This window comes from Streptomyces sp. NPDC107538 (assembly GCF_055657445.1).
In genome coordinates this window covers 14,739-28,078 of the sequence record NZ_JBVKAY010000013.1, presented here as the reverse complement: position 1 = coordinate 28,078, position 13,340 = coordinate 14,739, and the positions used below count along the sequence as shown (strand labels likewise).

Annotated in this window: 9 protein-coding genes, 2 pseudogenes and 1 riboswitch; of the genes and pseudogenes, 5 read left to right on the top strand and 6 right to left on the bottom strand. The window is 71.3% G+C overall.

The window, feature by feature from the left end:
• Nucleotides 1–100: 100 nt before the first annotated feature.
• Nucleotides 101–262, top strand: a riboswitch (cyclic di-AMP (ydaO/yuaA leader).
• A gap of 10 nt (nucleotides 263–272) precedes the next feature.
• Entirely contained in the window at nucleotides 273–1,340 is a 1,068-nt protein-coding gene (locus ACZ7MG_RS33685; protein WP_471382893.1) for a M23 family metallopeptidase, read from the top strand.
• Between the two features lie 191 nt (nucleotides 1,341–1,531).
• A pseudogene (locus ACZ7MG_RS33680) lies at nucleotides 1,532–1,663 on the top strand (aldo/keto reductase); the annotation flags it as partial.
• Nucleotides 1,664–1,832: 169 nt separating this feature from the next.
• Here ACZ7MG_RS33680 and ACZ7MG_RS33675 read toward each other — a convergent pair.
• Both ACZ7MG_RS33675 and ACZ7MG_RS33670 read right to left on the bottom strand, forming a co-directional pair.
• Nucleotides 1,833–2,633 carry an ISAs1 family transposase gene (locus tag ACZ7MG_RS33675; RefSeq protein ID WP_471382895.1) on the bottom strand — a complete coding sequence of 267 codons (801 nt, stop codon included), beginning with the start codon at nucleotides 2,631–2,633 and terminating at the stop codon, nucleotides 1,833–1,835.
• Nucleotides 2,634–3,131: 498 nt separating this feature from the next.
• Nucleotides 3,132–3,359: pseudogene (locus tag ACZ7MG_RS33670) on the bottom strand (ISL3 family transposase); the annotation flags it as partial.
• A gap of 143 nt (nucleotides 3,360–3,502) precedes the next feature.
• On the opposite strand from ACZ7MG_RS33670, the gene ACZ7MG_RS33665 reads away from it, so the two are divergent.
• Nucleotides 3,503–3,979, top strand: a complete 477-nt coding sequence (locus ACZ7MG_RS33665; RefSeq protein WP_471382897.1) for a hypothetical protein — start codon at nucleotides 3,503–3,505, stop codon at nucleotides 3,977–3,979.
• Nucleotides 3,980–4,264: 285 nt separating this feature from the next.
• On the opposite strand, the gene ACZ7MG_RS33660 is transcribed toward ACZ7MG_RS33665, so the two are convergent.
• From ACZ7MG_RS33660 to ACZ7MG_RS33645, 4 genes are all read right to left on the bottom strand, one after another.
• Complete coding sequence (locus tag ACZ7MG_RS33660) at nucleotides 4,265–5,590, bottom strand: PrsW family intramembrane metalloprotease (protein WP_471382899.1); 1,326 nt, start codon at nucleotides 5,588–5,590, stop codon at nucleotides 4,265–4,267.
• Nucleotides 5,591–5,746: 156 nt separating this feature from the next.
• Nucleotides 5,747–6,553: a tRNA (guanosine(46)-N7)-methyltransferase TrmB gene (gene trmB, locus ACZ7MG_RS33655; protein WP_471382901.1), complete on the bottom strand. Its 807-nt coding sequence runs from the start codon at nucleotides 6,551–6,553 to the stop codon at nucleotides 5,747–5,749.
• 100 nt (nucleotides 6,554–6,653) lie between these two features.
• A complete protein-coding gene (gene lhgO, locus ACZ7MG_RS33650) occupies nucleotides 6,654–7,865 on the bottom strand; it encodes an L-2-hydroxyglutarate oxidase (protein WP_471382903.1) in 1,212 nt (403 codons plus the stop codon).
• A gap of 191 nt (nucleotides 7,866–8,056) precedes the next feature.
• Complete coding sequence (locus ACZ7MG_RS33645) at nucleotides 8,057–9,481, bottom strand: MFS transporter (protein WP_471382905.1); 1,425 nt, start codon at nucleotides 9,479–9,481, stop codon at nucleotides 8,057–8,059.
• 714 nt (nucleotides 9,482–10,195) lie between these two features.
• Between ACZ7MG_RS33645 and ACZ7MG_RS33640 the strand changes: the two genes are divergently transcribed.
• Both ACZ7MG_RS33640 and ACZ7MG_RS33635 read left to right on the top strand, forming a co-directional pair.
• Complete coding sequence (locus tag ACZ7MG_RS33640) at nucleotides 10,196–12,307, top strand: asparagine synthase-related protein (protein WP_471382907.1); 2,112 nt, start codon at nucleotides 10,196–10,198, stop codon at nucleotides 12,305–12,307.
• A gap of 182 nt (nucleotides 12,308–12,489) precedes the next feature.
• A complete protein-coding gene (locus ACZ7MG_RS33635; protein WP_471382908.1) occupies nucleotides 12,490–13,260 on the top strand; it encodes a calcium-binding protein in 771 nt (256 codons plus the stop codon).
• Nucleotides 13,261–13,340: the final 80 nt, after the last annotated feature.

The window sequence follows — 13,340 nt, the reverse complement described above, 5'->3', positions numbered from 1 at the left end:
AGCCGGAACGATCATTCGGAACAGCTTGGAATGGAGTACTCGCGTCTATTAACGTTCGATAACGCAGCGCGGTCGTCCCAGCCGTCACAAGAGACGGCTCCGTGCTCACGCGCCGAATCCCGCAAGGGAACCGGGGAACCACCACCCTGGGGTGAATCGCACGGAAACCGCCGTGGCAGTACGCACGTCCGGTTTACGCGCGTAGGAGACCTTCCTGCTCCGAACCCGTCAGCTAACCCGGTAGGCGAGGAGGAAGGAAGGAGTACGCCCACGTGGCGTCGAACCGGTCCGCGACCGAAGCCCCGTTCGTGCCGACCCAACGCGACGGCGAGAGCCAGACGTTCGGCTACGGCAGCTACAACAGCGACAACGAGGGCCCCTGGCAGGAGTGGAACCCCAGCGAGGATTCCCTTCGCCCCGTTCGCGGTCGGCACCGCGTCGCCAAGAAGACCGGCGTACTCGCCCGCAACGGTCTCGCCCGCAGTTCCACGGTCCTCGGCGTCGGTGTCATAGCCGCCGTCAGCGGCGCCGGGATGGCCAGCGCGCAGTCCGGCAAGGCCCCGGTCTCCATCTCGATGCCCGACATGCCGAACGTCGGATCGGTCTTCGAGGACGAGGACGAGGCCGACCAGCCGGAGCCCGAGGCCTCCAGGTCCCCGCTCAGCAACGCCGGCCTGACCACCGCCGAGACCGAGCAGGGCACCGCCGACGCCGGCGAGGCGCTGCGCGCCCGCATCATGGCCCAGGCCGAGTCCCAGCAGGACGCCTTCGACAAGGCGTCCGCCGAGGCCGCCCAGACCGCCGCCGCGGACAAGGCCGCCGAGCAGGCCGCCCAGGAGAAGAAGGAGGCGGAGGCCAAGGAGGCCGCCGCCAAGAAGAAGGCGGCCGAGGAGGCCGCGGCGAAGAAGGAGGCCGAGCGCCTCGCCTCCCTCGCCAAGCAGTTCACGCTTCCCACCTCCTCGTACACCCTCACCTCCACCTTCGGCCAGGCCGGCCCCTACTGGTCCTCCGGCTACCACACCGGCCTCGACTTCGCGGCCCCCACCGGCACCCTGATCAAGGCCGTCGGCAGCGGCACGATCACCCAGGCCGGCTACGAGGGCTCCTACGGCTACAAGACCGTCCTCACCCTCGATGACGGCACCGAGATCTGGTACGCCCACCAGTCCTCCATCGGCGTCAGCGTCGGCCAGAAGGTCGCCACCGGCGACGTCATCGGCCGCGTCGGCGCCACCGGCAACGTCACCGGCGCCCACCTCCACATGGAGGTCCACGCGGCGGGCTCGGCCGGCGGCATCGACCCGGCGGCGTGGCTCCGCAGCAAGGGCCTCACTCCGTAACCCCCCAGTACGACGACAACGACGCCGCGTGGCCTCCCGGAGGCCACGCGGCGTCGCTGTCGTCGTACAGCCGCTCCCGCCCGCCGGTTTCACGCACCGTTCACGCAGGACCGGAACGCAGGCATCCGATGCCCAGGTTGACGACCGACATGACTACTCCTCCTTTTCGCCGTCCTCGACGCCTACACGGCTCCGAGCGGATCATCGGCAAGTGGGCGAAGGCGCGCGGCAACCGCGCCGACGTGGTCATCGCGACCAAGGTGAGCCAGCACCCCGAGTACAAGGGCCTGACGGCGGCCAGCATCAAGGCCGCGGCCGACGCCGTCAGCCCGAAGTCAGCACGCTTCGGCCGCCACGTCCCCCGAGTCATCACCCGACTCGGTTCCTTCACCGTCGATCTCGACCGTGAGCCCGCCCGCAAGTGCAGCGTCCATGACGTTCCGGAATCGACGGGCATTCCGCCCGCGAGAGCGGCACTGGCGAAGTAGTGCCTCAGAGAGTGCGGATCGACGTGCTCGGCCCCCGCATCGGGCAGAGGCACCATCCGGGCTTCCCCGTCCTCCCGCCACTTGATCTTCCGCACCTGCATGGAACGTCCCTTGCCCTTGGTCGCGTTCTGAGCCGCAGAGGTCCATCCCTCGCCGGGGTGTTCTCTCCGTCGTTCGCAAGCTGACGGTCCACAGCGCTCATTCCGGCGCTCAAGCCGAACTGCCCAAGGGTGATGGCCGTGGTCTCACCGATTCGCAGCCCACATCCGGCCATGAGCCAAACCATGAGCTTGAGTTCCCCGGGCATCGATTCCGAGATGGTGGCCTGAGGTAGTCTCTCGATGCCCCGGTGGCCTCTGATCCAGGTGGCGAGTTCAGTGCAGGTGGCGTCGAAGACGCTCGGGCTGGTGATCAGGTGGACGCGCTCGATGGACAGCTTCCCGGTGGGGTGGTGGGCGTGGTCGCGTGTGCGGTGCCCGAGCGGGACGTCATGCCAGGGCAGCTTCCTGACCTGGGCGTACAAACCGGGATGGTTCTTCTTCACGACAGCCACGCAGTGAGCGCCGTGGCCGATCAGACAGGCCCCCTGATCATGCTGGGTGTGCAGGGCGTCGGCAGTCACCACCGAGCTCTGTAGATCCAGTCCGTCCAGCAGGGGTGCGAAGGAGGGGATCTCGTCGCTCTTGGAGGCGGCCTGTCGCTGGGCCAGGACCACGCCGCGGTGGTCCCTCGCCGCCGGCAGCTGAATCGCCGTGGCGGTCTTGTTCCGCGAACCGCGTACCACCTTGCCGTCGACCGCGATCACCCGCCGCACCGGCCCCGCCTTCGTCTCCGGCTCGGCCGGGGGCGGCGTTCCGGTCTGCAGAAACGCGCCGGTCGCCGCGTCCAGCGTGTCACCGGTCGCAGACCGGTAAGCGGATCGGCCGCGAAGCCGAGGCCACCCAGCGCGTACTGCGGGGCATCCGACGGCCGCAACCCACAGCACACGGACCAATCGGCCCCGTGAACTTCCGATGACCCTTGCCTCGGAGCCCGAGCCCCGGATCACGAATGGTCCCCGCCAACCGACTGCCGGAGACCACACGCAGGACAGGCTCAGACCGGTCGGCCTCCCGAACAACCGTCCCTAACCTGCCATCCAGCCGGGATTCGAAGATCCACTTCGGGTCGACAAGGAGGAAGCCATCCAGACCTCACGTGACCACTTCGCCGACCCGGGGTCTGTAAAGCGAGCGGCTCTGTCCCGTGATCGGTGGTAGCGAAGGCCCTGTCCCGCATTCGGTGGTGACGGAGCGTGCCATGATCCGAGGAGGATGCGGTGCCGGAGCAGGGTGAAGCCTGTGCTTGTCCGTGCATCTGGCGCGCGATCCGTTCGCTCTTGGTGTCGACACCCGCGGTGGGGCCGTTGCTGTACGGAAGTGTGAGAGCGGCGATCACTGCGTCAGCGGTCTCGGCCCGGGCCCTGGGCGAAGGCGTGCAGATGAGGCAGATCGGCTGCGCCGACCTCGACGATCCAGCGCGAGAGCCCGTCGCGTTTCCTGTCTGAGCCCGCGTACCTCCGCGGCAAGGCTGTTGTGGACACACAGCCAAAGAAGCGTGGACAGACAGCCAACGACATCTGGGCGACGGCCTGGCATCGTCCCTGTGACTTCATCATTTCTGCGGAGGGCTCTGATGACCAAGACGAGAAGGCGGATCTCCACCCTGCTGGCGGCCGCCACCGTGATGACCGGCGTATCCCTGAGCTCCGGCGCGGGCACCGCCAGCGCGGTTCCCGGGTTCAGGTACTCGGTGACCCACTACGACGGCGGCAAGTCGGCGACGATCCACCTCTACGCCAACGACAGGTACGCGGGATACGTGAACTGGAACGCGGACCCGGACAGCTTCGGCACTCCTGGAGACGCGCTGCGGGCCCATGACGACACGGCCGACGGGTACGGCATCCTGGGCCGCACCTACTGGTACGACGAACTCGACGGCACGTCGCACACGGAGCGCAGCGTGTCGACCTTCGGACACTCATCGCCTTACACGACCCCGTGGAACACCGGGAATCGCGCGGAGGGCTACAGCATGTATCTGAAAGCGTGTGTGGGTACCAGCTCCAGCTACACATGCAATGGCCAGGAAATACTGATCCGCGCGTAGGCGCGATCACCAATCCGGACAGGCAGGTCGGGGCGGCAGGGAGCAGTCGTGCCCACCGCCCGCCCGAAAGGCGGCACCGGGCAGCCTCCGCGCCGATTCCGCGCCGTTCCGAGGACGGACACCCCCCGGCGCGCCCCCGACCCACCCACCGAACCCCAGGCGCCCAAGCCCCCACGACGAACCGACGAACCCCAGGCGCCCGCGCTCCACCCACCGCACCTCAGGCGCCCGCGCCCTCGCCCCACCCACCGAACCCCAGGCGCCCAAGCCCACCCCCCACCGCCCCTAGGACCGATACGGGTTGTACCCGGGATAGCCGACCGGCTGCGCATACCCCGGCCCGTACCACCCCCCACCGCCGTACCCGTACCCATACCCGGCCCACCCCCCAGGCCCGACCTCCCGCCCCGCATACCCCATCGCCGGCCGAGCCACCCCCCGCCGCCGCCACAACTCGAACAGCAACTCCCGCTCCCGCAAAGCGAAGTCACCCCCGGCCCGCCCCCGCCGCCCCCGCCGCCGAAGAAACGCCAGCCGCGTCGCGTACACCTCATACTCCGCGACCGCCCGCGCCCCCGCCTTCCCGAAGTGATGCCCCGCATACTCCCGAGCCACCCGCCGAGCCCGCATCGACCCCAGCACAAACGGCTCACCCGGCGTCAGCCACCCCGCCCCCGCATACGCCGGCAACTCCTCCCGCACGGTCCGCAACTCCCGCTGCCGAGCCCAGATCACCAACCACGTCAGCAACCCGAACGCCGGCACCATGAACGCCGCGTACACCGCGAAGAACCCGTACTCCCCGAACGTCGCCGACCCGTTCCACACCGCGTGCATCCCCATCGCGAGCAACAGCCCCACCACCGGCAGAAGCACCCGCCGCCCCCGCTGCCACTCCGCCGAGAACGCCGCCACCCCGAACCCGATCCCGGTGAGCACGGTGAACAGGGGATGCGCGAACGGCGACATGATCACCCGCACGAAGAACGTCGCGGCGGTGACCGAAGCCAGCCCGCTCCCCCCACTGAGCTGATCCGTCCCGAACGCGGTGCCCAGATACAGAATGTTCTCGGTGAACGCGAACCCGGTCGCGGTGAACCCCGCGATCACCACCCCGTCCACGATCCCGGTGAAGTCCCGCCGCCGGAACAGAAAAACCAGCAGGACGGCCGCGGCCTTGGCACTCTCCTCCACCACGGGCGCTATGACGGTGGCGCCCAGCGTGTCGGCATGCGTGGGATCGGCCGTAGCCGTGGCTATCCACCGCGTCGCGAAACTGTTCGCCACGATGGCTATCAGCGCCGCCGCGCACGCCCCCCAGGCGAACGCGAACACCAGGTTCTTCCAGGGCCCGGGCTCCACCCGGTCCAGCCACCGGAACGCGGCCATCAGCAGCGGCACGGGCAGCACCGCGAGCCCCAGCCCGACGAGGAACCCCTCGGTGCCGGTCTGCTCCCGGACGAGCGCGAGGATGACGAGCCCCGAGACCCCGAGCAGTCCTATCAGCGCCGCGTACCGGACGCTCTTCCGCTGCCACCAGCGCGTGGGCCTGAACACATACCCACCGGCGGGGCCGCTGGGATGCATCGGGTAGGGGGGACTGGTGGCCATTACATCGACCCTAACGAGGAAGGGGCGCCGCCCGCGACGGCGCGGTGGTACGACCAGCCGGACCGCACCTGCCGGTACCTCCCGGAACCGCACCTGGCGGCACCCGGCGGCACCCGTCGGCTCGGCCGCCGCCGGTCTCGGGCCTGTCGACAGACCCTAGGGTTCAGGCTGCTGTACGCGGCGGAAGAGCAGATCGTTCACCACATGACCCTTGTCCAGTCCCTGCCCCTCGAAACGGGTCAGCGGCCGGAAGCCGGGACGTGGCGCGAACCCGCCGTCGGCCCGGGTGTTCTCGAACTCCGGGTGCGCGGTGAGCACTTCGAGCATCTGCTCGGCGTACGGCTCCCAGTCCGTGGCACAGTGCACGATCGCCCCCGCCCGGAGCCGGGACGCGACGAGCGTGAGGAACTCCTCCTGGATCAGCCGCCGCTTGTGGTGCCGCTTCTTCGGCCAGGGGTCGGGGAAGTAGACCCGCAGCCCGGCCAACGACGCGGGCGGGAGCATCTCCCGCAGCAGGATGATCGCGTCGCCGTTGGCGACCCGCACGTTGGACAGCCCGTCCCGGTCGGCGAGGTTCAGCAGGTTCCCCTGGCCCGGCGTGTGCACGTCCACGGCGAGCACATTGGTCTCCGGGTCATCGGCGGCCATCCGTGCGGTCGCCTCGCCCATCCCGAACCCGATCTCCAGCACGACGGGTTTCTCGTTTCCGAACAGCTCGACGAGGTCCAGCGCCCGCCCGTCGATGTCCAGCCCCCACTTGGGCCACAGCCGCTGCAAGGCGTCCGCCTGCCCGGCCGTCACCCGGCTCCTGCGCGGCTGAAAACTCCTGATCCGCCGCTCAAAATGCGACCCGGCAGGATCGGCCTTCGGCCCATCCGGGAACCGAGGCTCACCCTTCTCCCGGGTGTGCCGAAGGGGGGCACCGGAGGTGCGGGGCTCGTGGGTATTGGCGGAGTCAGACACAGTGCCCCCAATTTTACGTCCCGCGGGGGGCGCACCCCTCACACCCGAGCCGGGCGGCAGACAGCGCACACCTCACCCCTCACCCCGCACACCTCACCCCTCACACCCGACCCAAAACCCCCAACGCCCGCCTCCCCACCTCCCGCCCGATCGGCAGCGAAGCCGTGGCCGCGGGCGAAGGCGCGTTCAGGACATGCACGGCCCGCGCCCCCTCCCGGATCAGGAAGTCGTCCACCAGCGTCCCGTCCCGCAAGACCGCCTGCGCCCGCACCCCCGCCGCCGCCCGCACAAGATCCCCCTCCGAGACCGCCGGCAACAACCGCCGCACCGCCCCGGTGAACGCCCTCTTCGACAGGGACCGCCGAAGCTCCCCCGCCCCGTACCGCCAGTGCCGCCGCGCTATCCGCCAGGACCCGGGCCACGCCAGCGTCGCCCCCAGCTCCCGCATCCGCACGGTCCCCCACCCGTACCCCTCGCGGGCCAGCGCCGGCACCGCGTTGGGCCCGATGTGCACACCGCCGTCGATCCCCCGGGTCAGATGCACCCCGAGGAACGGAAACGCCGGATCGGGCACCGGATACACGAGTCCACGGACCAGCTCGGGCCGCGCCAGCTCGTAGTACTCCCCCCGGAACGGCACGATCCGCATCCCGGGGTCGTCCCCGGTCATCCGGGCCACCTCGTCGCAGTGCAGCCCGGCGCAGTTCACCAGCACCCGCCCCCGTACGACGTCCCCGCCCCGGATGCGGACGGCGACCCCCAGCGAGGCCCGCCGGTCGATCCGCTCGACCTGGGCGCCGTACCGGATCTCGGCACCGGAGGCGCGCGCGAGCTGCCGGGCGACGCCCACGAAGTCGCAGATCCCGGTGGTGCCGACATGTATGGCCGCGAGCCCGCGCACCTCCGGCTCGTACTCGGAGATCTGCGCGGCGCCCAGCTCCCGCACCGGAATGCCGTTCTCCCGCCCGCGCTGCACGAGTGCGTGCAGCCGGGGCAGCTCGGACCGCTCGGTGGCGACGATCAGCTTCCCGGTGACGGCGTGGTCGATGCCGTACTCGGCGCAGAACTTGACCATCTCGGCGGCGCCCTTGACCGCGTACCGCGCCTTCAGCGATCCCGGCCGGTAGTAGATCCCGCTGTGGATGACGCCGCTGTTCCGCCCGGTCTGGTGCCGGGCCGGCCCCGGCTCCTTCTCCAGCACGGTGACCCGCGTGCCCGGCGCGGCCCGCGTGATCGCATACGCCGTCGACAGCCCGACGATCCCGCCGCCGACCACGAGCACATCGCAGTCGTACGCGCCCTGCCTCCGCACGCGCCCCACCTCCCGACTCCGATAGTGCACTGCACCACTGACAATGCCCTCAAACCCGGAAGGAGTCTCCATGACCCCGGTCACGCAGGACCGCGCCCCTGAAAGGGGCGCGGGGAACTGCGCGAGGAACCCCCACGCACCCGCACTCGCCAACGAGGCACGAACCCCGCAGACGAGCAGGCGCCCAAAACCTACGCCGGCGTCATCAACAACGGCCGCGCCCGCTCCCGCAGCTCAATGACCCGCGGCTCATCCCCATACGGCTCCAGCCGATGCAACAGATCCTTCACATACTCGGTGGTGCGCGCCGAAGAGATGCGCCCCGCAACCTCCACCGCCCGCACCCCCTGCTCGCACGCCGCATCGAGATTGCCGGACTCCAGCTCCGCGACCGCCGACACGACGAGCCGCAGCCCGTGCGAGCGTACGAACTCCTCCGTCGGCCGCGACAGCGCCTGCTCCGTGAAGCGGCGCACCTGACGCGGCGCCTTGAGGTCGCGATAGCACTCGGCGGCGTCCGCGGCGAACCGGTCGTAGCCGTAGAACCCGAGCCAGGTCGGGTCGTGGTCGCCGTCCCGGGCCCGCTCCAGCCACCCCTCGGCGGCCTTGAGGGCCGCCCCCGCGGCCACCGCGTCGCCCGCGCGCGCGTGCGCCCTCGCCTCGACGAGCCGGAAGAAGCTCATCGTGCGCGCGGTGGCCAGCCCCCGGTTGCGTTCGAGCGCGGCCTGCGCGAGGTCGACGCCCTCGTCGCCGAACCCCCGGTAGGTCGCCTGCAGGGACATCGTGGCGAGCACATACCCGCCCAGCGGCACATCGGCCGCCGCGCGCGCGAGCCGCAGCGCCTGGATGTAGTACCGCTGCGCGGCCTCCTGTTGACCCGTGTCAAAGGCCATCCAGCCGGCGAGGCGGGTGAGTTCCGCGGACGCTCCGAACAGCGCGCGGCCCACTTCGTCGGAGTAGGAGCCGAGCAGCAGCGGCGCCGCCTCGACCCGCAGGCACTCCGGCACCATCGACGAACGCCAGTCGCCGCCTCCGTACTTGGAGTCCCAGCGCCTGGCGTCCTCGGCGGCCTCCCGCAACTTCTGCACATCGCTGTGGCCGACCTTCAGCGGCGACCCGGAGCCCTCCGCGGAGCCCGCCTCGCGCGCCACCGAACTGTCGGCCGGGGTTATGAGCCAGCGTGAGGCGGGTGTGGCGTAGGCGCTCACCGCGAACGATCCGGCGAGGGACTGCCAGATGCCACCGGAGCCGGCGCGGCGGCCGGCGAGGTCGAGGCGGTACAGCTCCGTGGCCGCGCGTACGGCCTGGCCGACGTCACGGGGGAAGGCGAGGCCCACTTCGGGGGCGGGATCCGCGTCCGCCAGGCCGATCTCGTGGAGCGGCACCGGGCGGCCGAGCTTCTGGCCGATCGCGGCCGCGATGAGGTGGGGCGCGGCGCCCTGCGGCACCATGCCCTTCGACACCCAGCGCGCCACCGACGTCTTGTCGTAGCGAAGTGTCAGTCCCCGCTGGGCGCCAAGGTCGTTGACGCGACGCGCGAGTCCTGCGTTGCTGATTCCCGCGAGGGCGAGAACGGCGCCGAGCTTTTCGTTCGGCCCGCGTTGCTCCCTGGACATTGCGCCACCCCTCGAACAGACGGCTGCCGCGGCGGCATAGGCACGCGGCATTCGTAAACCCAGCGTAGTTCGCCGCATCCCAAGCGTTAAGGGGCCCAAATCCGGATGGCGGGATTGTGCATCGTACGAAAGTGCGGACGCAGTACGGAGTGTTGTCACGTGCTCCCGTTGTGTGGCCGTGCGCCTGTCCGTGCGCTCTTCTCCGGCCACCGGGGGAGCGGTTCCATGGTCGTGCGTGGGTCGGCCCGCTGTACTGGATCCAGTGGGCTGGGGGACACCGCCGCCTACATCCCCGCGGGCGGCGGACCGGTCCGGGAGGCGAACTCCGCCTCCCGGACTGTGCGTTGACGCTGTGTCGTCATCGGGGGTGGTACGGAGGGCGCGCCAACTTCGCCCTTCACGGCCGATTTGGCCGAAAATCGACGGTGGTCGTCGAGGGTGAATACCGCTCCGACCACGTCTGTTGAGGGCGCGTTAGGTGTTTTGGGGGAGCGTACCGGGGGCGCATTCACGTCGTAGACCCGGGGTCCGCCTTTGTCGACCACCCCTTGTCCAGGGCGACTTGGGGGTGTGACGGGGGAGCACTGAAGGCTCCTCAGGGGCGCATTCACCGGTGTGCAAGCCATGCCGCGCGCCCTCCAGCAAGCCTCCTTCGTGGCAGCATGGGGACCGTTCGTACGGTGCAGCGGTTGTCCACAGCCTGTGGAGGCGTCGATGCGGTGGTTGGTGGGATGGAGCAGTACCGCCGCTGGCGCGCCCGTCTTCGGCTCCGCCGGCGCCACCGGACTCGACGGCGAGACCGTGCATCCGGTCGGCTCCCATCTCCTGTGGGGCGACCCCGACCCGCTGTGGGCGGTCGGCGACTGGCGCCCCGACGAGGTGCGGGTCGTCCAGGCCGACGCCCAGACCCGTATCGCCGTCCTCGGCATCTGCGGCGCCTCCGACGAGCAGCTGCGCGTGGGCCTGTTCGCCGCCCGGGGCGGCGCCCTGCGCCATCTCACCGCCTGGCCCGGCAGCTACACCGCCGTCGTCCAGGTCGGCCGCCGGGTGACGGTCTGCGGCGACCTCGCGGGCGCCCGCCCGGTCTTCCACACCCCCTGGGCGGGCGGCACGGCGTACGCGACCGCCGCTCTGCCGCTGGCCGACCTGATCGAGGCCAACCTCGACTTCGGGCATCTGGCCGCCCTGCTGGCCGCCCCCGACGTACCGGACGCCCTCCACGACTCCACGCCGTACGACGGCGTGCGCCGCATTCCTCCGGGGCACGCACTGATCCTGCGCGCCGGGGCGCGAGAGATCGCAGGTTACGAGCCGGTCGCCTCCCTCGCCGTCGCGGCCCCCTCCGCCGACCCGGCCAGCGCGGTGGACGCCGTCCGCGACGCCCTCGTGGAGTCCGTACGGGTCCGCCTCGCCGCTCCCCGGCACGTGCCCGACGTCGACCCCGGCCCGGTCCCCGGCATGGGCCCCGCCGAGCGCCGCGCCGCCCGGGGCATGCCCGTCCCCGGTATCGGCGCCGATGTCTCCGGCGGCCCTGCCTCCGGCACCCTGGCCCTGCTCGCCGCCGGCCTCCCCGGCGCCCCCGGCACCGTCCTCGGCCACGGCACGGGCGCCGGCGAGCGCCTCCTCGCCGTCACCTTCAACGACCTGGCCACCTTCGACGACCCGGCGACCTCCGGCCGCGAGACCGAACTGGAGCGCGCGGGCACCCTCGCCGCCAACCCCCGCCTGCACCACGTCGTCGTGACCGGTGGCGAGGAGGTCCTCCCGTACGCCGACCTAGACGTCCCGCTCACCGACGAGCCGGGCCCCTCCCTGGTGTCCGCCGCCCGCCACCGCGCCCGCCTGGCCTCCGGCAGCGCGGACCACTTCACCGGGTACGGCGCCCGCCAGGTCCTGGACGCCCACCCGGCCCGGCTCGCCGACCTCCTCATGGACCGCAAGCGCCGCCATCTGGTCCGCCCGGTCGCCGCCCTCGCCAAGGCCGACGGCTCGGTGCTGGTCCCCGCGCGCGTGTACGGCGCCGCGCGCAAGCTGGCCCGCACCCCGTACCACGCCGGCGTCGAGGTCCTCGCCGCCCGCCTGATGGAGCGCCGCTTCGAGGAGCCCGGCGGCGCGGTCGGCGCCTCGCTCGCCGCCCTGACCTGGGCCAGACCGGGCCCCGCCGCCCGCTGGCTGACCGGCGAGGCGCTGGCAGAAGTATCGATTCGCCTGGGCGCGACGACCGGCCGCTCCACCGTCGGCCCCGGCCAGCGCCCCGGCGACTTCCGCGCCCGCGCGGCCCTGGCCCGCCACGCAGCCGACCTCCGCGTCCTCGAACAGGCGGCGGAGATCCGCTCCCAACGCCTGCACACCCCCTTCCTCGACAACCAGGTCGTCCGCGCCTGCCGCGCCCTCCCCGAGGCCCTGCGCGTCCAGCCGGGCGCCCGCGCCGCGATCCTCCGTACGGTCCTGGAGGGCGCCGGTGTCACCGACCTCCCGCACGGCTGGGGCGCCCCCTCCCACGCCGGCTCCCACGCCGCCGCCCGCACCGGCCTGCGCGTCGCCGCCGACACCCTCATCACCCTCTTCGACACCCCCCTCCTGGCCCAGGCGGGCCTGGTCGAGGCCCGCGTCGTCCGCAAGGCCCTCCGCGCCGCCGCCGAGGGCGAACCCCTCCCCCTGGACGGCCTCGCCGACCTCGTCGCCCTCGAACTCTGGCTCCGCCGCCTCCTCTCCCGCCGAGGCACCTGCTGGACCGGCACCCCGGCCAGGCAACGCGCGGTTCCGGCGGGCATCACCCCCCAGCGCGGCGCCCTGGGCGCGGGGGCGACGGCCCGACAGGCGTAGTGGACCGGCCCGACAGGCGTAGCGGAATATCAACATCCGGATGTGTACAACCAACGGGGTCCGCCGTTGGTCTCCTTCTGGATCGGACAGACGTCCGGCTCCCCAGCACCTCATGTGCACATACGCGCCCCCCCCGACGCATGGCGCGCCCGAGGTGCCGTAGCTCTTGTGCCAGGAGAACCATGCGTACCCGTACGGCCGTCGCCGCCACCCTCGGCACCTCGGTGCTGCTCTCGCTGCTCGTCCCCGCCGCCGCTCACGCGGACACGGCGAAGGGCGACACGGTCTTCACCTCGGTGAACTTCAACAAGAAGACCTTCAACGTGGGCGTCAGCAAGGCCCAGACGGTCAGCGTCACCGCCACGGCGAAGGACGGGTCGGGCATCAACGGCATCCTCGGGGCCAAGCTCGTCAGCTCCGACGACCGGATCATCCACGCCCGCACCGCCGACTGCACCAGACCCTCCTCCACCACCATGAGGTGCGTGTTCAAGTTCACCCTGGACGCCGACCGCACCGACTACTACGACCTCAGGAACAGCTCGGCCGGCACCTGGCGCTTCACCGCCGAGGCCGCCGCCAAGGACCGCGACTTCTACGACCTGGAGACCAGCGCCAAGATCCAGGTGAAGCGCCTCGCCAAGCTCGCCACCACCCAGGCCGGCCCCGAGCCCGTCGCCAAGGGCGCCAAGCTCACCGTGACGGGCACGCTGACCCGGGCCGACTGGAACACCAACACCTACACCCCGCACGCCGGCCGTTCGGTCGCGCTCCAGTTCAAGCGGTCCGGCAGCTCGACGTACACCACGGTCAAGACGGTCAAGACCGACGCGGGCGGCAAGCTCCGCACCACCGTCACCGCCAACGCCTCGGGGACCTGGCGCTGGAAGGCCGCCTCGACCTCCACGACGAGCGGGGCGACGGCGTACGGCGACTCGGTGACGGCGAAGTAGGCGGGGAGGGGCCGTCCGGCGGCGGTGATGGGCGGGGCGGGCTGTGGTGAGGCGGTGGTGGGCGGTGGTGGGCGCGAGAA

Excerpts from the sequence above, each read along its gene's own strand:
- ACZ7MG_RS33665 (WP_471382897.1), top strand. The coding sequence starts at position 3,503 with ATGACCAAGACGAGAAGGCGGATCTCCACCCTGCTGGCGGCCGCCACC.
- ACZ7MG_RS33660 (WP_471382899.1), bottom strand. The coding sequence starts at position 5,590 with ATGGCCACCAGTCCCCCCTACCCGATGCATCCCAGCGGCCCCGCCGGT.
- ACZ7MG_RS33645 (WP_471382905.1), bottom strand. The coding sequence starts at position 9,481 with ATGTCCAGGGAGCAACGCGGGCCGAACGAAAAGCTCGGCGCCGTTCTC.
- ACZ7MG_RS33640 (WP_471382907.1), top strand. The coding sequence starts at position 10,196 with ATGCGGTGGTTGGTGGGATGGAGCAGTACCGCCGCTGGCGCGCCCGTC.
- ACZ7MG_RS33635 (WP_471382908.1), top strand. The coding sequence starts at position 12,490 with ATGCGTACCCGTACGGCCGTCGCCGCCACCCTCGGCACCTCGGTGCTG.